Below are 20,774 nucleotides of genomic sequence, written 5' to 3'. Positions count from 1 at the left end.
CGAACGAAAATTGCGGATCTACCGTTAAGTAAACTTCGCGTTCTTGCCCGTTGTCTCGCTACGTTCCAGTCCGCGATGTTTCCGGTCACTCCGGCGACAGAGTGTAATTACTCTGCTGCGCCTTCTTCAGTCGCTTCTGGAGCAACACGTGGAGCGTGGACGTTGGCAACAGCCTTGTCATCACCGTGTGCCAGGGCAACAAACTCAACGCCTTTAGGAGCCTTGAGGTCGGACAGGTGAACGATCGTGCCAATCTCGGCGTCAGCCAGGTCGACTTCGATGAATTCAGGCAGGTCCTTCGGCAGGCAGGAAACTTCCAGCTCGGAAGTCACGTGCGAGATTTCGCCGCCTTTCTTGATCGGAGCAGCTTCGTTGATGAAGTGCACTGGAACGGTAGCGGTCAGTTTCTGGCCAGCCACGACGCGGATGAAGTCAGCGTGCATGATGAACTGCTTGGCCGGGTGACGCTGCATCGCTTTAACGATGACGTTTTGCTTCTTGCCATCAACGTTCAGTTCGATCACGTGGCTGAAAGCAGCCTCGTCTTCGAACAGCTTGGCCACTTCTTTGGCCAGCATGGTGATGGATTCAGGGGCCTTGTCACCACCGTATACAACGGCAGGAACCTGGCTGGCGAGACGACGCAGGCGGCGGCTCGCACCTTTCCCCAGGTCGGTACGCGCTTGGGCGTTCAGAATGAAATCGGTCATGTTGTTTCTCCAAAATAGCCATATCCGAATGACGTCTGCGACCGACGCCAAAGCGGTATGGGCAAAAAAGCCCCGCCCCAACATGAGTGTTGGGGCGGGGCGCTTTTCGTCAACGAGATATCCGGGAAAGGGCAGGGCCCTTAGCGGAACATCGCACTGATCGATTCTTCATTGCTGATGCGGCGAACCGCCTCGGCAACCACCGGTGCGATATCCAACTGACGGATACGCGCACAGGCTTGTGCTGCAGCGGACAGCGGAATGGTGTTTGTCACCACCAGCTCGTCCAGCACGGAATTTTCAATGTTTTCGATCGCCCGACCCGACAGCACAGGGTGCGTGCAGTAGGCGAAGACCTTGGCAGCGCCATGCTCCTTCAAGGCCTTGGCCGCGTGGCACAGGGTGCCGGCGGTATCGACCATGTCGTCGACCAGGATACAGGTGCGCCCTTCGACATCGCCGATGATGTGCATCACTTCGGAGTGATTGGCCTTCTCGCGGCGTTTGTCGATGATACCCAGATCAACGCCCAAGGATTTGGCTACGGCCCGTGCACGCACGACGCCGCCAATGTCCGGGGACACGATCATGAGGTTTTCGAAGCGCTGATCCTCGATGTCATCCACCAGGACGGGGGAGCCGTAGATGTTGTCCACGGGAATATCGAAGAAGCCCTGGATCTGGTCAGCATGCAGATCGACCGTCAGTACACGATCGATGCCGACCACGGTCAGCATATCGGCAACGACTTTCGCGCTGATGGCCACGCGTGCGGAACGCGGACGGCGATCCTGGCGGGCATAACCAAAGTAAGGAATAACAGCAGTAATACGAGTAGCCGAGGAACGGCGGAAGGCATCAGCCATCACGACGAGTTCCATCAGGTTATCGTTGGTCGGAGCGCAAGTCGGCTGAATAATGAAGACGTCTTTACCGCGAACGTTTTCATTGATCTCGGCAGTGATTTCGCCGTCGGAGAACTTACCGACAGAGATGTCACCGAGAGGGATATGCAGCTGACGTACGACACGCCGAGCCAGATCGGGGTTAGCGTTCCCCGTAAAGACCATCATCTTGGACACGCGCAGTACCTGAAGGCTGAGGGTATACCTGGATGAGTATAGGAAAATGGCAGGGGCGGCTGGATTCGAACCAACGCATGGCAGGATCAAAACCTGCTGCCTTACCGCTTGGCGACGCCCCTGTATCTGTTGCTGCGAGTGCCCAGCACTCGATTCCTTTTAGAGCAGACTTTGCAGCTTGCGATGCAACATCGAAACGTTGCTTCCTTTTGCTACAAACCCTGTAAGGGTCTCTGTAAGAAGGGCCGAGACTTTATCAGCTTCAGCTTTGCTTGGGAAGCCCCCAAACACACAACTTCCAGTTCCGGTGAGTTTTGCTTCGGTAAATTTACCTAACAAATTCAATGCGTTACGAACATCTGGATAACGCCTTGCTACCACCGGTAAGCAGTCATTTCGACTGTTTCCCTTGGGAACGGGGCGCACTTTAATGGGAGGAGAGTTACGTGTCAACAGTGGATCTGAAAAAATTTCTGCTGTACTTACAGAGACTTGCGGCACCAGCACCAAGTACCAAGGTTCCTCGGGCTCTACCGGTGTGAGTTTTTCCCCGACGCCCTCGGCGAAAGCCGCGTGGCCACGCACGAAAACCGGTACGTCGGCACCCAGCGAAAGGCCCAGCGCCGCGAGGCGATCCATGTCCCAGCCCAACTGCCAGAGATGATTGAGGCCTAGCAGCGTCGTGGCCGCATTCGAACTGCCGCCACCGATTCCTCCGCCCATGGGCAGGATTTTTTCGATCCAGATGTCGATGCCCAGCGAACAGCCGGATTGCTCCTGAAGCTTCTTCGCCGCCTTGACGATCAGGTTGCTGTCGTGGGGAACACCGTTGAATTCGGTGTGCAAACGGATCACGCCGTCATCGCGCACGGCAAAAGTGATCTCGTCGCCATAATCCAGGAACTGGAAAATCGTTTGCAGCTCGTGATAGCCATCCGGGCGACGACCGAGGATGTGCAGCATCAGGTTGAGCTTGGCCGGGGAGGGCAGCGTCAGGCGTGCAGCGGTCATGTCATTGCCCCAGCTTGCGCGGCTGCCATTGCTTGATGACCAGCGTGACGTCCAGGTTGCTGCCGTGCAGCTTGATGCGCTCCGGCAACCAGTAGCCGTTCTGCTCGGCATAGCTCAGGTATTCGATCTGCCAGTCATCCTGCTCCAGGTTCGACAGGCGGCTGTCGGCGTCCAGGGTCAGACGGCTCTTGCTGTCCGGTGCCGGGAGGCCGCGAACCCACCAGGTGAGGTGGGAAACCGGCAGTTTCCAGCCCAGCTGTTCTTCCAGCAGTGCTTCGGGGCTCGGAGCCTCGTAGCGTCCCTGGTTGGCGACTTCCAGCGAAACCTGCCCCGGCCGGCCGGTCAGCCGCGCCGCACCGCGCCCCAGGGGGCCCGAAAGTCGAATGTCGTAGTAATCCTGGCGCTGCAACCAGAACAAGGTACCGCTGCCAGAGTCCTTGGGCGCACGAATGCCGATCTTGCCGTCGATCTGCCAGCCGTCGAGGCCGCTGAGCTGTTCTTTATGCTCGCGCCACTGGGCCGGGTCGCCATGGCCCTGGACGGATTCTCGGGCGCCGAAGCCCGCGCAACCGGCGAGCAGGGCGATGAAACTGAAAATAATGAAGTGGCGCACAAACATAATCTTAGAGGGTCTCTGATCCGGTCAGGCGTTTGATGGTGCCGCGCAGAATCGGGCTGTCCGGTTGTTCCTTGAGGAACTTGTCCCAGATCTGCCTGGCTTCGCGTTGTTTGCCGTTGGCCCACAGTACTTCACCCAGGTGCGCGGCGACTTCCTGGTCGGGGAAGCGCTCCAGGGCCTGGCGCAACAGGCGTTCGGCTTCGTCGAGGTTGCCCAGGCGGAAATTCACCCAACCGAGGCTGTCGAGTACGGCCGGGTCTTCCGGATTGATCCGGTGGGCCTGCTCGATCAGCACCTTGGCTTCATCGTAGCGGGTGGTCCGATCCGATAGCGTGTAGCCGAGGGCGTTGAGGGCCATCGCGTTGTCGGGGTCGCGCTGGATGATCAGCCGCAGGTCTTTTTCCATCTGGGCCAGATCGTTGCGTTTTTCCGCGAGCATGGCGCGGGTGTACAGCAGGTTCAGATCGTCCGGGTATTGCTTCAACGCTTGTTGCAGGACAGTCCAGGCTTTATCGCCCTGCTTGTTGGCCGACAGGGTTTCGGCCTCGATCAGGTAGAGCTGGATGCCATAGTCCGGCTGGGTGTCGCGCTGAACGGCCAGGCGACTCTGGGCCTCGGCCGTCCGGCCGTTGCCGATCAGGATGTCAGCCTGGCGCAGCTGCGCTGGGAGGTAGTCATTGCCCGGGCCGACCTGGGCGTACTCGATCAGCGCGCTCTCGGGATCGTTGCGCTCCTCGGCGATGCGGCCCAGGTTCAGGTGGGCCGAGTCGACGTGGCTTTCCCGGGCTATCAGGTCTTCCAAGTAACCCTTGGCTTCTTCCCACGCCTTGGCCTCCAGGCAGACCAGCGCCAGGGAATAACGCAAATCGTCGTCTTCGGGGTATTGCTGCACCAGGCTGGAAAACTCGACCTTGGCGTCGTCCATGCGGTTGTTTTCCACCAGCATGCGGGCGTAGGTGAGGCGAAGGCGTTTGTCGTCCGGGTACTTCTTGATGCTTTTTTCCATCAGCGGCAGCGCTTCGTCGCCGCGATTCATGCCTTGCAGCAAGCGTGCACGCAACAGGATAGGCGCCACTTCGCCCGCTTCCGGCGGGTTGTCTTCCAACAAGGTGAGGGCGCCTTGGGAGTCGCCGTCCTGCTGCAGCAGCAAGGCCTTGCCGAAAATCAACTGGCCGTTGTTCGGGTGGCGTTCCAGCAGGCGATCGAAACTCTTCTTCAAGCCGTCGCGGGTCTCTTGGTCGGTATCGGCGGCGGACAGCGCAAGGAAATCGAAATGGGTATCGCCCTTGCCCAGCAAGACTTTTTCCATGTACACCATGGAATCGTCGTAACGCCCGGCGCGCGCCAGTTGCACGGCGGCGGCGCGTTGCGCTTCGAGGTCGTCCGGGGCGTTTTTGGCCCAGATCAGCGCCGTATCCAGCGCGGCCTGGTCGGCCCCCAGGTATTCGGCAATGCGGAACGCCCGCTCGGAAATGCCCGGATCCTGAGTGTTGATGGCCTGGGTGACGTAGTTATCCAGGGCAATGTCGAAACGATTGCGCTGGCCTGCCAGCTCGGCACTCAGCAGGCTGAAGACAGTTTCTTCGCTGAACGAGCCGTACACCTTGGGCTTTTCGGGAGCCGGAGTGCTGCCTTCGACCGGTGGCGTACCGTCCGTCGAAACGGGGGCCATGGACTGGCAGCCGCCGAGAAAGGCAAAAGCGAGGAGCAACGCAAAAGATCTATTCATATAGGAAGAGGACGACTTACCTGCGGTCGGATCATCATGACACAAGCCATCGGTCAAACATAACCGAGTCTCGGCGGATGCCTTATAGGCACAGGTAATTGTGACAATAGTCGGTGGTGGTTGTTCTCAATCTGGCGAAGTAGGACAATTGCCGGCTTCACGTCACCATCAGCGACCTTGAATGGCCTTCCTTGCACTTGGTATTAACCACAAGACTGCTTCAGTAGATGTCCGCGAGCGCGTGGCCTTCACGCCTGAGCAGCTGGTTGAGGCCCTGCAGCAGCTCTGCCGACTCACCGACAGCCGCGAAGCTGCGATCCTCTCCACCTGTAATCGCAGTGAGCTTTATATAGAACAGGATCACGTCTCGGCCGATTCGGTGCTGCGCTGGCTGGCCGAATACCATGACCTGAGTCTGGAAGAGCTGCGCGCCAGTGCCTATGTACATGAGGACGATGCGGCCGTTCGTCACATGATGCGTGTCGCTTCGGGGCTCGATTCGCTGGTGCTCGGCGAACCGCAGATTCTCGGCCAGATGAAGTCGGCCTATGCCGTGGCGCGCGAGGCCGGCACCGTCGGGCCGCTGCTGGGGCGTCTGTTCCAGGCCACTTTCAACGCCGCCAAGCAAGTGCGCACCGACACCGCCATTGGCGAAAACCCTGTGTCCGTGGCGTTTGCCGCTGTCAGCCTGGCGAAGCAGATATTCAGCGATTTGCAACGCAGCCAGGCGCTGCTGATCGGTGCTGGCGAGACCATCACCCTGGTCGCCCGCCATCTGCATGACCTGGGGGTGAAGCGCATCGTGGTCGCCAACCGCACCCTTGAGCGCGCCAGTACCCTGGCCGAGCAATTCGGTGCGCATGCGGTGCTGCTGTCGGATATTCCCGCCGAACTGGTGCACAGCGACATTGTCATCAGTTCCACCGCCAGCCAGTTGCCGATTCTGGGCAAGGGCGCGGTGGAAAGCGCCTTGAAACTGCGCAAGCACAAGCCGATCTTCATGGTCGACATAGCCGTGCCCCGCGACATCGAGCCCGAAGTCGGCGAACTGGATGACGTATACCTTTACAGTGTCGATGACCTGCACGAAGTCGTAGCCGAGAACCTGAAGAGCCGGCAAGGCGCGGCGCAGGCCGCCGAGGAAATGATCACCGTTGGCGCCGAGGACTTCATGGTGCGCCTGCGCGAGCTGGCGGCGGTGGACGTGCTCAAGGCGTATCGTCAGCAAAGCGAGCGCCTGCGCGACGAAGAATTGCAAAAGGCCCAGCGCCTGCTGGCCAACGGCGGCAGCGCCGAAGAGGTGTTGGTGCAACTGGCGCGCGGCCTGACCAACAAATTGCTCCATGCCCCAAGCGTCCAGCTCAAGAAGCTGACGGCCGAGGGCCGCCTCGATGCGCTGGCCATGGCCCAGGAACTTTTCGCCCTCGGTGAGGCTTCACCGGATAGCTTTTCGGATAAAAAATCGCAATGAAAGCGTCACTGCTCAATAAGCTGGACATTCTCCAGGACCGTTTCGAGGAACTGACCGCCTTGCTGGGCGACGGCGAAGTCATTTCCGACCAGAACAAATTCCGCACCTATTCCAAGGAGTACGCGGAAGTCGAGCCGATTGTCGCCACTTATAAGCAACTGCTCAAAGTGCAGGGCGACCTCGAGGGCGCCCAGGCGCTGCTCAAGGACAGCGACCCGGACATGCGCGAAATGGCCGTGGAGGAAGTGCGCGAAGCCAAGGAGCAATTGGTCGAGCTGGAAAGCAATCTGCAACGCATGTTGCTGCCAAAGGACCCGAATGACGGACGAAACGTCTTTCTCGAAATCCGCGCCGGCACGGGCGGCGACGAAGCCGCGATCTTTTCCGGCGACCTGTTTCGCATGTATTCGCGTTATGCCGAGCGTCGCGGCTGGCGGGTGGAGATCCTATCGGAGAACGAAGGCGAACACGGTGGCTATAAAGAAGTCATCGCCCGGGTCGAGGGCGACAACGTCTACGGGAAGTTGAAGTTCGAATCCGGCGCCCACCGCGTACAACGGGTGCCGGCCACCGAATCCCAGGGCCGCATCCATACATCGGCCTGCACCGTCGCGGTGTTGCCCGAGCCGGACGAGCAGGAAGCCATCGAGATCAACCCGGCGGACCTGCGGATCGACACCTACCGTTCTTCGGGGGCTGGTGGCCAGCACGTCAACAAGACCGACTCGGCGATCCGCATCACTCACTTGCCCTCGGGCATCGTCGTCGAGTGCCAGGAAGAACGCTCCCAGCACAAGAACCGGGCACGGGCAATGGCCTGGCTTTCGGCCAAGCTCAACGACCAGCAGACCAGCGCCGCCGCCAACGCCATCGCCAGCGAGCGCAAACTGCTGGTGGGGTCGGGCGACCGTTCCGAGCGCATCCGTACCTACAACTTTGCCCAGGGCCGGGTGACCGATCACCGGGTGAACCTGACCTTGTACTCCCTCGACGAGATTCTGGCCGGTGGTGTGGACGCCGTCATCGAGCCTTTGCTCGCCGAATACCAGGCCGACCAACTGGCCGCGATTGGCGAGTAAGCACGGGTGACCCAATGACCATCATCGCCAGTTTGCTTCGCGCCGCCGAATTGCCGGATTCCCCCACGTCACGCTTGGATGCGGAGTTGTTGCTGGCCGCTGCCCTGGGCAAGTCCCGCAGCTTCCTGCACACCTGGCCCGAGCGGATCGTGCCGAGCGAGGCCGCGCTGGTGTTTTCCGAATATCTACGCCGTCGTCGCTCCGGCGAGCCGGTGGCCTATATCCTCGGGCAGCAGGGTTTCTGGAAACTGGACCTGGAAGTCGCGCCCCACACATTGATCCCGCGTCCCGACACCGAGTTGCTGGTTGAAGCTGCGTTGGAGCTGCTGACAGCCACGCCGGCCCGGGTCCTCGACCTGGGCACCGGCAGCGGCGCGATTGCCTTGGCATTGGCCAGCGAGCGTCCGGCCTGGAGCGTGACGGCGGTCGATCGTGTGCTGGAGGCTGTGGCGTTGGCCGAACGCAATCGCCAGCGCCTGGGCCTGCGTAACGTCGCAATCCTGAGCAGCCACTGGTTCAGTGCGCTGGAAGGCGAACGTTTCGGGCTGATCATCAGTAACCCGCCCTATATAGCCGCCAGCGATCCGCATCTGGCCGAGGGCGACGTGCGTTTCGAGCCGGCCAGTGCGCTGGTGGCGGGGCCGGACGGGCTCGACGATTTGCGCGCGATTATCCAGCAGGCCCCCGATCACCTCGAGGCAGGCGGCTGGCTGATGCTCGAGCATGGTTATGACCAGGCCGACGCGGTGCGGGGGCTGCTGCAAGACCAAGGTTTTGCCCAGGTCCATAGCCGCAAGGACCTCGGTGATCACGAACGCATCAGTCTGGGACGCCTGCCGTGCTGAACGATCAAGAGCTGCTGCGCTACAGTCGACAGATCCTGTTGCAACACGTCGACATCGATGGGCAACTGCGCCTCAAGCAGAGCCGCGCATTGATTGTCGGCCTCGGTGGCCTGGGCGCGCCAGTGGCGTTGTACCTGGCCGCAGCCGGTGTCGGCGAGTTGCACCTGGCCGACTTCGACACGGTCGACCTGACCAACCTGCAGCGACAGATCATCCACGACACTGATAGCGTCGGGTTGACCAAGGTCGATTCGGCGATGCGCCGCCTCACCGCCATCAACCCTGAAGTCCGACTGGTCCCCCATCCAACGGCCATGGACGACGGCAGCCTGGCTGACGCGGTGGCGGCGGTCGACGTCGTGCTGGACTGCTCCGACAACTTTTCCACCCGCGAAGCGGTGAACGCAGCCTGCGTCGCCGCGGGCAAGCCCTTGATCAGCGGCGCGGCCATCCGCCTGGAGGGCCAACTGTCGGTATTCGACCCGCGCCGCCCCGAAAGCCCTTGTTACCACTGCCTCTACGGGCACGGCAGCGAAGCCGAGCTGACCTGCAGCGAGGCCGGCGTTCTTGGGCCGCTCGTGGGGTTGGTGGGCAGTCTCCAGGCGCTTGAGGCCCTGAAACTGTTGGCCGGCTTTGGTGAGCCGCTGGTGGGGCGCCTGCTGTTGATCGATGCGCTGGGCACGCGATTTCGCGAATTGCGGGTCAAGCGGGATCCGGGGTGCGGCGTTTGCGGTACCCGACATGAGTGAGGCGCCGGTCGGGGTGTTCGATTCAGGGGTCGGCGGGCTGTCGGTGCTGGGGGAAATTCGCCGATTGCTGCCCCATGAGTCGCTGCTGTACGTAGCCGATTGCGGGCATATTCCCTACGGAGAAAAAAGCCCGGAATTCATCCGTCGGCGGTGCGCGATCATTGCCGATTTTTTTCAACGCCAGGGAGCCAAGGCGCTGGTGGTGGCCTGCAATACGGCAACCGTCGCCGGAGTGGCTGACCTGCGTCGTGATTATCCGGACTGGCCCATTGTCGGCATGGAACCGGCGGTCAAGCCGGCCGCTGCGGCGACTCGAAGCGGCATCGTCGGTGTGCTCGCCACCACAGGCACGTTGCAGAGCGCCAAATTTGCCGCATTGCTCGACCGCTTCGCCACGGACGTGCGAGTGGTCACGCAGCCCTGTCCCGGATTGGTCGAACTGATCGAGGCTGGCGACTTGCACAGCCCGGCCTTGCGCCAGTTGCTGCAGGGCTACGTTGCCCCGTTGCTGGCGGCTGGTTGCGACACGGTGATCCTGGGTTGCACGCACTATCCATTCCTCAAGTCACTGCTCAAAGAGATGGTTCCGGAGGATGTCAGCCTGATCGACACTGGCGCTGCCGTGGCTCGCCAACTCCAGCGCTTACTGAGCGAGCGGGCAATAGCTGCCGAGGGGCCTGCTGGCGAAACGCAATTCTGGAGCAGTGCCGATCCGTCACATTTAAGAAAAATCCTACCGATGCTATGGAATTCTTCCGGCATTGTGCGAAGCTTCGTCCTGTAAAAAAAACGTGAAAATTATGTAAATCGTGCTGAACTTCTGTTTTGGCGCGGATTTCTATAGCTCTGTCTGTTTGTAAGAAAAAACTAACTAAAGCTGTCGGAAAAGGATGTTTCTAATGAAGCGTTTATTCTGCTTTGCCGCGCTTGCGGCTGCGTTGCTGGGGCACACTTACACCGCACAGGCGGCAGGCGTGGAGTTCGGGGTCGGCCAGACCGGCGACTCGACCATGACCTATCGCCTGGGCATGCAGTTCGATTGGGACAAGAGCTGGCTGCAGAGTGACGTGGGTCGGCTGACCGGTTATTGGAGCGGTGCCTACACTTACTGGGAAGGGGACAAGACCTCCAGTAACCATAGCCTGTCGTTCTCGCCGGTGTTTGTGTACGAATTTGCGGGTCAGAACGTGAAGCCCTACATCGAGGCGGGGATCGGCGTCGCGTTTTTTGACAATACCGAGATCGAAACCAACAAGCTCGGTACGTCGTTCCAGTTCGAAGACCGTGTCGGTTTCGGCCTGCGCTTCAATGGCGGACACGAAGTGGGCATTCGTGCCACTCACTATTCCAACGCCGGCATCTCGTCGGACAACGACGGGGTAGAAAGTTACGCGCTGCACTACACGATGCCGCTGTAACAGCAAAAACCGTGTCAGCGAGCTTGCTCGCGATAGCGGTGACCAGCGCCTGCACTCGCCTGGTCCACCGCTATCGCGAGCAAGCTCGCTCCACAGGGATCCAGTGCGTCAGACCATTCTTTATCGATACGCCGTCGCAATGCCCTGGCGTTCTTCCAGGCACTCCGGCGCGCCCATCTCGAATTCTCTGCAGATCAGCGGGCGCTTTTCGTAGATCGTGCACATCATGCTGTCGCGATCCAGCGCCGCGCACCAGCCGTCATCGAGCCTCAGCATGACCTCCCCACCCCAATCGTCTGTGTCGATGAAACGTTCCGGAACGCCAGTATCGGTGATCAACATCACTTCCAGCTGGCAGCAGCACGCCGCGCATGTCGAGCATGTGACGACCGGCGCAGGCAGTTCAACGAGGGGGATGGTTTTCATGGCGCGCAGTGTAAGGCAACCGGGTCGATCAGGGTTGTCCCTTGATCGGGGATTCGCCAGCGGGCTGGGTGTCCGCGGGAAAATTGTTGGCCGGGGAGGGTAACGGCCAGAGGGTCTTCATGGAGGCGGCGGGTAGGGGCGTTTCGTGGGGGCGTTCGTTCAACTGCGCCAAGATGTAGTTCGCCGTCGCTGGGGCCGACCATCGGGTCGGGATGGGAAGGCTACCGTCGAGACCCATCGCCGGGTCGTCGAATCCTGGGATAACCAGCGTTACGTCGATGCCTTTGCCGGACGGGGCGCCACGAACCGATTCAAACACCTGGCGCAGCGTAGTGCCGTCGCCTGGCGCGTGGGAGGGCGCCAGGTACGTGACGGGGCTGGTAATGCCTACCAGGTGAGGCGTGCCCCCCTGGCGCAATAACGGCAGCGCCACGTCAATGCAAAAACTTGCAACCAACAGATTGCTGCGGATGATGCGTTCGACCAGCGTATGGTCAGCCGGTTGGCCTTCAACGTATTCGGCCGTTCCGGCATTGATGATCACCGTGTCCAACGCGCCCCATTGCTGGGAAATCAATTGGCCGACCTCTTGAGCGATCTGGCTGTTGGTCAATTTGGCCGGGACCGCCAAGACTTGGTCGGGAAAGCGCTGGGAAAGGAGGTTGGACATTTTAGACGAGCCGATAGCCAACTGCGCCCCGGTCTGAAGCAATGCTTCAGCCAGCGAGGCACCCACGCCATCAGCCGCACCGGTTAGCCAATACCTCCGTCCCAATCCTGTTCTCCTATGCAGAAGCCCTAAGTTAGTAAGACTATATAAGGTCCAGCGCGATGTGAATTCCCGATCTGGCCAATTTCATGTCTGATAATCGCGCTTCAGTTTGATTTCATGTCCTGGCGAGACGGCAACCGCTTGAAGGCCGCCAAAGCCCGCATTCTTGATTGCGCCAGATCAACGATCGGTGACGGATAATCCGTTGCGTCAAACAGTTCGCGCTGGGCATCAGGACGGTGGACACGTTGGTTATCCAAATTGTTCAATTCAGGCAGCCAACGCTTGATAAATAGTCCCTCGCGATCAAATTTCTCCGATTGGCTCAGTGGATTGAAGATGCGGAACCAGGGCGCCGAGTCCGTCCCGGTGGAAGCGCTCCATTGCCAGCCGCCATTGTTGGCCGCCAGGTCGCCGTCGATCAGATGGCGCATGAAAAAACGTTCGCCTTCGCGCCAGTCGATCAGCAGATTCTTGGTCAGGAACATGGCCACCACCATCCGCAACCGGTTGTGCATCCAGCCCGTCTCCAGCAGCTGGCGCATGGCCGCATCGATGATCGGCAGGCCGGTGCGCGCCTGTTGCCACGCCGCCAGTTCATCCGGCGCTTGGCGCCAGGCCAAGGCCTCGGTCTCCGGGCGAAACGCGCGGTGTCGGGACACGCGTGGATAGCCCACCAATATGTGTTTGTAAAACTCCCGCCAGAGCAATTCATTGATCCAGGTCACTGTTCCTGCATTTCCACTTTCGAATTCACCCTGGTTGGCGTGCAGTGCCGCGTGCAGGCATTGGCGCGGCGATACCACGCCGGCCACCAGGTAGGCCGAAAGCTGGCTGGTGCCAGGCCTGGCCGGGAAGTCCCGCTCAGTCAGGTAGTCGTCGATGTGCTGCTCGACAAACCCATCCAGCCGCCGCCGGGCTTCGCTCTCACCGGCCGGCCACAGGGTTCGCAGCGTTTCGCTGGGTGGCTCGAAACCTTCGACGCACGTCGGCACGGGATCACTGGCTATGGCGGTGGACGCTTGCCGGGCAGGCGTGGGCACCACGCTCGGTAGTGAGAAATGCAAGCGTTGGTAGCACACCTTGCGAAACTGGCTGAATACCTGGAAATAGTTGCCGGTCTTGGTCAGCACGCTGCCGGGCTTGAACAAGAGCTGGTCGAGGTGGCTATGAAACTCGACACCCTCTCCAGCCAGCGCACGAGCGACTTCGGTGTCGCGTCGGGTTTCGTTCAGGCCGTATTCTTCGTTGACGTGCACGGCATCGATGTTCAGCTCCCGGCACAGTGTCGCCAATACTTCTGGCGCCTGGTCCCATTGGGGCGCTTGGCGGATCAGCAGCGGGATGTTCAGTCGTTCCAACGCCGTGCTCAGCGACGCCAGGTTGCGCAACCAGAAATCGACTTTGCAAGGCGCATCATCGTGGGCGCGCCATTGCCCCGGGCTTGGCAGATATACCGCCACGCAGGGGCCTCGGGCGGCAGCGGTGGCAAGCGCGGTGTTGTCGTGCACGCGCAAATCGCTGCGCAGCCAGATCAATTGCATGGACATACTCTTTAAAGAAGCGCCCGACGATTCAGTTCGGCGTGAGCGCAGAGCGGGTTTTCGGCCCAACTGACGTGGGGCATCGAGACGTCGGTGGATAGCCTGGCGAGATGAATGGACACGGCCGGGCCGGCGATGATGATCGGGCAGTCGACGGCATTCAGTTGCCTAGGCAATTGGGAAAGGTTCAAGGCATTGCTTGAATACAGCAACACGGCGCGGGCCTTGAGCCGTTCGACCGCCAGCGCCAACTCTCCCGCCGGCAAAGGCGCATCGAAGACCTCCACGGGGCAATCGGAGCTGCTGGCGAGCCAGGCCGTCAACCACAGGTGCGGTTCCTGGGACGACAGAGAATGATTGACCATCAGCAACGGCGCGCCATGCACCTGGCGGTTGTTGTGGTAGACCCGGCTGCCGAACTTGCTGCGCAGCCAGGAATAAAAGAACACCTGCTCCAACTGCGCGCCGAACTGCCCTTGCCAACGTGTCTGCAATTCGTCGAGCAAGGGCAGCAGCAACTGTTCGCAAACAGTACTGGGCGGATAAAGCGCCATCGCCTGGTTGACCAGATGATCGACCTGCCGCTCGGCCAGTTGCATCACCGCCAGCGCAAGGGCGTGGCGCTGGCACTGCCAATCATCTTCCAATGGCTCGTCGGGCGGCTGCGGAGTGTCGAGCAACGGCTTGACCTTGCTCACGGCCACGCCGCGATTGATCCAAGTGAGGATGCTCTGGATCCGTTGCACATGTTCAGCGCTGAACAAGCGATGGCCCTTGGGGGTGCGGTGCGGCACGATCAAGCCATAGCGGCGCTCCCAGGCACGCAGCGTGACGGCGTTGACGCCGGTCCGCCGGGACACTTCGCGTATGGGCAGCCAGCCCTGCGCCAGCGCTGTGGCAAAATCAGCGCCGAGGTCTTCGCTGGCGCTGGAGTCGGGTTCGTCGTTCATCAGATGGCATTTCGCAGGCTGAGATTTTCCGGGTGGGGTTGCAGGTACGCCTGTTGCGCGAGATATGGATCGGGATGCTGGCGCAGGTGATGCTTGAGTAACGTCAGCGGCACCACCAAGGGCACGATGCCGAGGCGATATTGCTGGATGAGGTGCGCCACTTCCCGCTTGTCATCGGCGCCGATGGCGCGTTTGAGATAGCCGCTCAAATGTTGAAGTACGTTGGCGTGGGTTCGGCGGGTGGCGCATTTCTTCAAGGCCGTCATCAGGGCACTGAAATAACGCGGGCCCAACTCATTGGGATCCGACGTGCCCATGTTGCCCAGCAGGTTGCCGAGGGCCTTGTATTGCACCGGATCGTGAGCCATCAGCAAGTATTTGTAGCGCGAGTGGAATTCAATGAGATCGCGCCGGGTCAGGTCGCGACGGCGCAGCGGTTGCCAAGCGGCGTAGACGAACACACGCGTGAGGAAGTTCTCACGCAGAACCGGGTCGTTGAGGCGACCGTCTTCTTCCACCGGCAGGTCCGGATGGCGCGCACAAAAGGCCTGCGCGTAGATACCACGCCCGCCGCCGTCCTGGGGCACGCTGTTGTGATCGTAGACCTTGACCCGTTCCAGCCCGCACGACGGCGACTTCTGCATGAAGATGTAGCCGCAAATGTCGTTTAGTTCCTCGGCCATTTGCCGACCGTAATCGTCCAGTGGTTGGGTGACGTCGAGATCGCGGTTCACGGTGCCGACCGCGTGGGGTTGCTCGGGTTTGCCCACCAGCCGAATCGGTTCCCGGGGAATGCCCAAGCCTATGGCGACCTCAGGGCAAACCGGGACGAAATCGAAAAAGTCATTAAGCGTGCGGCTGCATAGCTGGGATTGCTTGTGCCCGCCATTGAAGCGAACTTCGGCGCCCATCAGGCATGCGCTGATAGCAATCTTGGGTTTGGCGTTCGCTTCGCTGGGCATGAGCTACCTCTGGGATAAAAATCTTGTACATATTTACTTAGCTGTACAATATTTTTAATCATAGGTCCGAATGGACACAAGTCAACCGGCAATGGAATGAACGGGCGATGCCACGGAGGGCGCAGATGGGCTGCTGTCTGTTGCGACAGCAGCGAGGGAGGCAAGGGCGATTTATTGGAGGCTGGCGTGCAACCGGCGCGCGGCGTCCTGGCCGCTGAGCCAAGCCCCTTCGACCCGGCCGGACAGGCACCAATCTCCGCATACGTACAACCCCAGGTCGGCATCGGCCAGCGCGCCCCATTCGTGACTGCTGGCGGGGCGGGCGTACAGCCAGCGGTGGGCCACGCTGAAGCTCGGGGCGGGCATCGCGCTGTGCAGCAGTTCGGCGAAGGCACCGTGCAGGTGTTCGATGACCGCTTCCTTGGACATGTCGATGTGCTGGCGGCTCCAGTCGCTGGTGGCGTGCAGCACCCAAGTGTCGAGCTTGCTGTCGCGGCCTGGCTTGCTGCGGTTGCGTGCCAGCCAGTCGAGAGGGCTATCCTGTACGAAGCAGCCTTCCATGGGCGTATCCAAAGGCTGTTCGAAGGCCAGCGCCACCGCCCAGGTCGGGTCCATTTTTACCCCGGCGGCCACGCCAGCCAGTTTCGGCACCGCGGCCAGTAATGCGGTCGCCTGGGGCGCGGGCGTGGCGATGACCACCTGGCCGAACGGGCCATGGGTGAACCCTTCAGCGTCCTGCAGATGCCAGTGCTCCTGGCCGCGAAACACTTCGGTGATGCGGCAGGAGAACTGCACGGGCAGGTCGCCGAGCAGGGCACGGGTAATCGCGCTCATGCGCGGGGTGCCGACCCAACGGGTCTGTTCGTCCGGTGAAGGGCTCATCTGCCCGTCCTGGAAGTGATAGAGCTGCGGGTTCCATTCCGCTGCCCAGCCGTTGGCTTGCCAGCGCTGCACCTCCGTGACGAAGCGCCGGTCCCGGGCAGTGAAATACTGGGCGCCCATGTCCAGCGCGCCAGCGTCGCTGCGCTTGCTCGACATGCGTCCGCCGCTACCGTGGCTTTTATCGAAAAGTTGGATGACATGCCCGGCCTCCGTCAGGGCCTGGGCGGCGGAGAGTCCGGCGATGCCGGTGCCGATGATTGCGATAGGTACAGTCATGAGGGCCTCGTTTACTTTCTGTACAGACTACGCCGTCGTTTAATCCTGTACAATTTTGGTTTTTGGTATAAGTTTTACCGTTCGCGTTTTGGCAGGTTGTCCTATTGTTAGAAACAGACCTTGGCCGATGTGAAAAATCTCTACCTATAAAAATAGACTAATGGGCCGGGTAAAACGCGATGCGAGGAACACCTCATGCACATATTGCTGACCGGCGGTACTGGTTTGATCGGACGTCAGCTCTGCCAGCACTGGTTGGAGCAAGGCCATCGCTTGACGGTATGGAGTCGTCGACCCGAGCAGGTGGCGAAAATCTGCGGGGCGCAGGTGCGCGGCATCGCCGCGCTCGATGAAATTGGCGAGCCGGTGGACGCGGTGGTCAACCTCGCCGGCGCGCCCATCGCTGATCGGCCCTGGAGCCACAAGCGCAAGATCTTGCTGTGGAGCAGCCGCATCACGTTGACCGAGGCTTTGCTTGCATGGCTGGAACGGTGCGAGCAGAAACCGCAGGTGCTGATTTCCGGATCCGCCGTGGGCTGGTATGGCGACGGTGGCGAGCGGGAGCTGACCGAGGAATCAGGGCCGGTCAGCGAGGACTTCGCCAGCCAGCTGTGCATCGCTTGGGAGGAAACGGCGCAGCGGGCCGAGGCCTTGGGCCTGCGCGTGGTCCTGGTTCGAACCGGCCTGGTCCTGTCCGCCGAGGGCGGCTTTTTGTCGCGGTTGCTGCTGCCCTTCAAACTGGCGCTGGGCGGGCGTATCGGCAACGGGAGACAGTGGATGCCATGGATACATATCGACGATCAAATCGCTCTGATTGATTTTCTTCTGCACCGCAGTGATGCCAGCGGTCCTTATAATGCCTGCGCGCCGAACCCGGTGCGCAACCGCGATTTTGCCAAGGCCCTGGGGCACGTGTTGCATCGCCCGGCCGTGGTGCCGATGCCGGAGCTTGCGCTGAAAGTCGCGTTGGGGGAATTGTCATTGCTGTTGCTGGGCGGCCAGCGCGCCACGCCGGCCCGATTGCAGGCGGCGGGTTTTTCATTCCAGTTCACTGATTTGCCCGCGGCCCTGGAAGATTTATCGGGTCGCCTTTGAAATAGGACGTTGCATGACCGATCACGCGTTGCTTCTGGTGAATCTGGGTTCGCCTGCCTCCACCTCGGTGGCCGATGTGCGCCGCTACCTCAATCAATTCCTGATGGACCCGTACGTGATCGACCTGCCATGGCCGGTCCGGCGGTTGCTGGTGTCGCTGATCCTGATCAAGCGCCCCGAACAGTCTGCCCACGCCTACGCGTCGATCTGGTGGGAAGAGGGCTCACCTCTGGTAGTGCTCAGCCGCCGCTTGCAACAGGCGATGACCGCCCAATGGACGCAGGGGCCCGTAGAGTTGGCGATGCGTTACGGCGAGCCGTCGCTGGAGTCCACCTTGGTGCGCCTGGCGAGCCAGGGCCACAAGAGCATCACCCTCGCCCCGTTGTATCCGCAATTTGCCGACAGCACTGTCACCACAGTCATCGAAGAAGCCAAGCGGGTTGTGCGCGAGAAGAAGCTCGACGTGAAATTCTCGATTCTCCAGCCTTTCTACGATCAACCGGAATACCTCGATGCGCTGGTTGCCACCGCCAAGCCGTACCTGATGCAGGACCATGATCATCTGTTGTTGAGTTTCCATGGCTTGCCCGAGCGGCACCTGACCAAGCTCGACCCCACGGGTTACCACTGCTTCAGGGATGCCGACTGCTGCAAGAACGCGCCGCCTGAAGTCATGGCGACCTGTTACCGCGCCCAGTGCATTCGTACCGCCGAATTGTTCGCCCAGCGCATGGGCCTGACGCAGGGTAAATGGTCGGTGTCGTTCCAGTCGCGATTGGGCCGTGCCAAGTGGATCGAACCCTACACCGAAGCGCGTCTGGAGGAACTGGCCAAGAGCGGCGTGAAAAAAGTCCTGGTGATGTGCCCGGCGTTCGTGGCCGATTGCATCGAGACGCTCGAGGAAATCGGTGATCGCGGCCGAGAGCAGTTCCGCGAGGCGGGAGGCGAGGAGTTGGTACTGGTGCCATGTCTCAATGACGATTCGCGCTGGGCGCAGGCCTTGAGTACCCTCTGCGAACGGGCGCCTCTAGCGCTATAAAAATTCTGCGGCCCCTTCGCGAGCTGGCTCGCTCCCACAGTAGATCTCGAGTGGTCACAAAATTTGTGTTCACAATAGATCTCCTGTGGAAGCGAGCCTGCTCGCCAAAGCAATCTGACTGACAACAATAACCTCAAGCTGAGTCAGACCAGAGGCTCATCCGCCTTCTTCTGCTTCCATCCGTCATTGCCCGGCAAGATCAGGTTCAACGCGATCGCCACCACGGCGCACAGCGCGATGCCCTTGAGGCCGAAGTCGTCCGGGCCCGTGCCGGTGCCGACCAGCACGCCGCCGATGCCGAACACCAGCGTCACCGAAACGATCACCAAATTGCGCGCCTCGCCCAGATCGATCTTGTGACGAATCAGCGTGTTCATGCCCACTGCGGCAATCGAGCCGAACAACAGGCACAGGATCCCACCCATCACAGGCACCGGAATGCTTTGCAGCAGCGCGCCGAACTTGCCGATGAACGCCAGGCTGATGGCAAAGATCGAGGCCCAGGTCATGATCTTCGGGTTGTAGTTCTTGGTCAGCATCACCGCGCCGGTGACTTCGGCGTAAGTGGTGTTGGGCGGGCCGCCGAAGAGGCCGGCTGCGGTGGTGGCGACGCCGTCGCCGAACAACGTGCGATGCAGGCCCGGCTTCTTCAGGTAATCGCGACCGGTCACGCTGCCCACGGCAATGACGCCGCCGATGTGCTCGATGGCCGGTGCCAGCGCGACGGGCACGATGAACAGGATCGCCTGCCAGTTGAACTCCGGTGCGGTGAAGGCGGGCAGGGCGAACCAGGGGGCCGCGGCGATCTTCGCGGTGTCGACGACGCCAAAGAAAAACGCCATGGCGAAGCCCACCAGCACGCCGGAGATGATCGGCACCAGGCGGAAAATGCCCTTGCCGAACACGGCGACAATCAACGTGGTGAGCAACGCCGGCATCGAAATCATCATCGCGGTCTGATAATGAATCAGCTCGGTACCGTCGCCGGCCTTGCCCATGGCCATGTTCGCGGCAATCGGCGCCATCGCCAGGCCGATGGAAATGATCACCGGACCGATCACCACCGGCGGCAGCAGGCGGTCAATGAACCCGGTGCCCTTGATCTTCACCGCCAAGCCCAGAAACGTGTAGACGAAACCGGCCGCCATCACGCCGCCCATGGTCGCCGCCAGGCCGAACTGGCCCTTGGCGAGGATGATCGGTGTGATGAAGGCAAAGCTCGACGCCAGGAACACCGGCACCTGGCGCCCAGTGACGATCTGGAACAGGATCGTTCCCAGGCCCGCCGTGAACAGTGCCACGTTCGGGTCCAGGCCCGTGATCAGCGGCATCAGCACCAGCGCGCCGAAGGCGACGAACAGCATCTGCGCGCCGGACAGCACCTGACGCCAGAGCGGATCGTTGAATTCGTCCTGCATGCTCAGGCGTCCTTCTGCTTGGTGCCGAAGATTTTGTCGCCGGCATCGCCCAGGCCCGGAATGATGTAGCCGTGTTCGTTGAGTTTCTGGTCGATGGAGGCGGTGTAGATGGTCACGTCGGGGTGGGCATCTTCCACGGCCTTGATGCCTTCGGGCGCGGCGACCAGCACCATGGCGCGGATATCGCGGCAACCGGCCTTTTTCAACAGATCGATGGTGGCGACCATCGAGCTGCCGGTGGCGAGCATCGGGTCGATGATCATTGCCAGGCGTTCGTCGATTTCCGGCACCAGTTTTTCCAGGTAGGTGTGGGCTTGCAGGGTCTGCTCGTTGCGAGCCACGCCCACGGCACTGACCTTGGCGCCCGGGATCAAGCTGAGCACGCCTTCGAGCATGCCGATACCGGCGCGCAGGATCGGCACCACGGTAATCTTCTTGCCGGCGATTTTTTCCACTTGCACCGCACCGGCCCAGCCGGCGATCTCGTAGGATTCGAGCGGCAGGTCTTTGGTGGCTTCGTAGGTGAGCAGGGCGCCGACTTCCTGGGCGAGTTCGCGGAAGTTCTTGGTGCTGATGTCTGCGCGGCGCATCAGGCCGAGTTTATGTCTGATCAGCGGATGGCGGATCTCGAGGATGGGCATGGGGAAGGCTCCGGCGGCGGGCAAAAAAACCGGCCTAGATTAATCTATCCGAGGGT

The 20,774-nt window shown here is 60.9% G+C and carries 21 protein-coding genes and 1 tRNA gene; 8 read left to right on the top strand and 14 right to left on the bottom strand.

Annotation, left to right across the window (positions count from 1 at the left end):
• Nucleotides 1–107 precede the first annotated feature (107 nt).
• The 6 genes from J3P90_RS21590 to J3P90_RS21565 all read right to left on the bottom strand — a co-directional run bounded on the left by J3P90_RS21590 (nt 108) and on the right by J3P90_RS21565 (nt 5,151).
• On the bottom strand, nt 108–710 hold the full coding sequence (locus tag J3P90_RS21590; RefSeq protein ID WP_420764064.1) for a 50S ribosomal protein L25/general stress protein Ctc: 603 nt from the start codon (nt 708–710) through the stop codon (nt 108–110).
• Nucleotides 711–850: 140 nt separating this feature from the next.
• Nucleotides 851–1,792: a ribose-phosphate pyrophosphokinase gene (locus J3P90_RS21585; RefSeq protein ID WP_003171603.1), complete on the bottom strand. Its 942-nt coding sequence runs from the start codon at nt 1,790–1,792 to the stop codon at nt 851–853.
• Nucleotides 1,793–1,839: 47 nt separating this feature from the next.
• Nucleotides 1,840–1,914, bottom strand: a tRNA-Gln gene (locus J3P90_RS21580).
• Between the two features lie 37 nt (nt 1,915–1,951).
• Nucleotides 1,952–2,803 (bottom strand): 4-(cytidine 5'-diphospho)-2-C-methyl-D-erythritol kinase, encoded by an 852-nt coding sequence (gene ispE, locus J3P90_RS21575; RefSeq protein WP_434650016.1) that lies wholly within the window; start codon nt 2,801–2,803, stop codon nt 1,952–1,954.
• Nucleotide 2,804: 1 nt separating this feature from the next.
• The gene (gene lolB / locus J3P90_RS21570) at nt 2,805–3,422 is read right to left on the bottom strand and encodes a lipoprotein insertase outer membrane protein LolB (protein ID WP_420764066.1); all 618 of its coding nucleotides are present in this window, start codon (nt 3,420–3,422) and stop codon (nt 2,805–2,807) included.
• A 4-nt stretch (nt 3,423–3,426) separates the two neighbouring features.
• On the bottom strand, nt 3,427–5,151 hold the full coding sequence (locus J3P90_RS21565; protein WP_434609578.1) for a tetratricopeptide repeat protein: 1,725 nt from the start codon (nt 5,149–5,151) through the stop codon (nt 3,427–3,429).
• A gap of 181 nt (nt 5,152–5,332) precedes the next feature.
• Here J3P90_RS21565 and hemA point away from each other — a divergent pair, with 181 nt between their 5' ends.
• From hemA to J3P90_RS21535, 6 genes are all read left to right on the top strand, one after another.
• The gene (gene hemA, locus J3P90_RS21560; RefSeq protein ID WP_039592198.1) at nt 5,333–6,622 is read left to right on the top strand and encodes a glutamyl-tRNA reductase; all 1,290 of its coding nucleotides are present in this window, start codon (nt 5,333–5,335) and stop codon (nt 6,620–6,622) included.
• Nucleotides 6,619–7,701, top strand: coding sequence for a peptide chain release factor 1 (prfA, locus tag J3P90_RS21555; protein ID WP_039592197.1), 1,083 nt, complete (start codon nt 6,619–6,621; stop codon nt 7,699–7,701). The genes hemA and prfA overlap by 4 nt, the downstream gene beginning before the upstream one ends.
• A gap of 14 nt (nt 7,702–7,715) precedes the next feature.
• Nucleotides 7,716–8,546, top strand: a complete 831-nt coding sequence (gene prmC / locus J3P90_RS21550) for a peptide chain release factor N(5)-glutamine methyltransferase (RefSeq protein WP_434675374.1) — start codon at nt 7,716–7,718, stop codon at nt 8,544–8,546.
• Nucleotides 8,540–9,295: a molybdopterin-synthase adenylyltransferase MoeB gene (locus J3P90_RS21545; RefSeq protein WP_434675373.1), complete on the top strand. Its 756-nt coding sequence runs from the start codon at nt 8,540–8,542 to the stop codon at nt 9,293–9,295. Before prmC ends, J3P90_RS21545 begins: the two co-directional genes overlap by 7 nt.
• Nucleotides 9,288–10,079, top strand: coding sequence for a glutamate racemase (gene murI, locus J3P90_RS21540; RefSeq protein ID WP_434562341.1), 792 nt, complete (start codon nt 9,288–9,290; stop codon nt 10,077–10,079). Before J3P90_RS21545 ends, murI begins: the two co-directional genes overlap by 8 nt.
• 115 nt (nt 10,080–10,194) lie before the next feature.
• Complete coding sequence (locus J3P90_RS21535) at nt 10,195–10,713, top strand: acyloxyacyl hydrolase (RefSeq protein ID WP_434562343.1); 519 nt, start codon at nt 10,195–10,197, stop codon at nt 10,711–10,713.
• 120 nt (nt 10,714–10,833) lie between these two features.
• On the opposite strand, the gene J3P90_RS21530 is transcribed toward J3P90_RS21535, so the two are convergent.
• The 6 genes from J3P90_RS21530 to J3P90_RS21505 all read right to left on the bottom strand — a co-directional run bounded on the left by J3P90_RS21530 (nt 10,834) and on the right by J3P90_RS21505 (nt 16,525).
• Nucleotides 10,834–11,139: a YkgJ family cysteine cluster protein gene (locus J3P90_RS21530; protein ID WP_420764073.1), complete on the bottom strand. Its 306-nt coding sequence runs from the start codon at nt 11,137–11,139 to the stop codon at nt 10,834–10,836.
• 28 nt (nt 11,140–11,167) lie between these two features.
• Complete coding sequence (locus J3P90_RS21525; RefSeq protein WP_434676596.1) at nt 11,168–11,875, bottom strand: SDR family NAD(P)-dependent oxidoreductase; 708 nt, start codon at nt 11,873–11,875, stop codon at nt 11,168–11,170.
• A gap of 140 nt (nt 11,876–12,015) precedes the next feature.
• A complete protein-coding gene (gene phrB, locus J3P90_RS21520; RefSeq protein WP_434609586.1) occupies nt 12,016–13,455 on the bottom strand; it encodes a deoxyribodipyrimidine photo-lyase in 1,440 nt (479 codons plus the stop codon).
• Nucleotides 13,456–13,466: 11 nt separating this feature from the next.
• A complete protein-coding gene (locus J3P90_RS21515; RefSeq protein WP_434609588.1) occupies nt 13,467–14,405 on the bottom strand; it encodes a MerR family transcriptional regulator in 939 nt (312 codons plus the stop codon).
• Nucleotides 14,405–15,367 (bottom strand): YbgA family protein, encoded by a 963-nt coding sequence (locus tag J3P90_RS21510; RefSeq protein ID WP_434675372.1) that lies wholly within the window; start codon nt 15,365–15,367, stop codon nt 14,405–14,407. Before J3P90_RS21510 ends, J3P90_RS21515 begins: the two co-directional genes overlap by 1 nt.
• A 171-nt stretch (nt 15,368–15,538) precedes the next feature.
• Nucleotides 15,539–16,525: an NAD(P)/FAD-dependent oxidoreductase gene (locus tag J3P90_RS21505; RefSeq protein WP_434562351.1), complete on the bottom strand. Its 987-nt coding sequence runs from the start codon at nt 16,523–16,525 to the stop codon at nt 15,539–15,541.
• Nucleotides 16,526–16,720: 195 nt separating this feature from the next.
• Here J3P90_RS21505 and J3P90_RS21500 point away from each other — a divergent pair, with 195 nt between their 5' ends.
• Together J3P90_RS21500 and hemH are read left to right on the top strand one after the other, a co-directional pair.
• A complete protein-coding gene (locus tag J3P90_RS21500) occupies nt 16,721–17,620 on the top strand; it encodes a TIGR01777 family oxidoreductase (RefSeq protein WP_420764079.1) in 900 nt (299 codons plus the stop codon).
• 13 nt (nt 17,621–17,633) lie between these two features.
• Entirely contained in the window at nt 17,634–18,659 is a 1,026-nt protein-coding gene (hemH, locus tag J3P90_RS21495; RefSeq protein WP_434675371.1) for a ferrochelatase, read from the top strand.
• A gap of 143 nt (nt 18,660–18,802) precedes the next feature.
• On the opposite strand, the gene J3P90_RS21490 is transcribed toward hemH, so the two are convergent.
• Both J3P90_RS21490 and upp read right to left on the bottom strand, forming a co-directional pair.
• Entirely contained in the window at nt 18,803–20,077 is a 1,275-nt protein-coding gene (locus J3P90_RS21490; RefSeq protein WP_434562355.1) for a uracil-xanthine permease family protein, read from the bottom strand.
• 2 nt (nt 20,078–20,079) lie between these two features.
• On the bottom strand, nt 20,080–20,718 hold the full coding sequence (upp, locus tag J3P90_RS21485) for a uracil phosphoribosyltransferase (protein WP_039592183.1): 639 nt from the start codon (nt 20,716–20,718) through the stop codon (nt 20,080–20,082).
• Between the last annotated feature and the right edge of the window lie 56 nt (nt 20,719–20,774).

Origin of the sequence: Pseudomonas sp. D3-10, from assembly GCF_051132175.1 — a bacterium.
Lineage (GTDB): Bacteria > Pseudomonadota > Gammaproteobacteria > Pseudomonadales > Pseudomonadaceae > Aquipseudomonas.
This window is presented reverse-complemented; position numbering and strand designations above follow the sequence as displayed.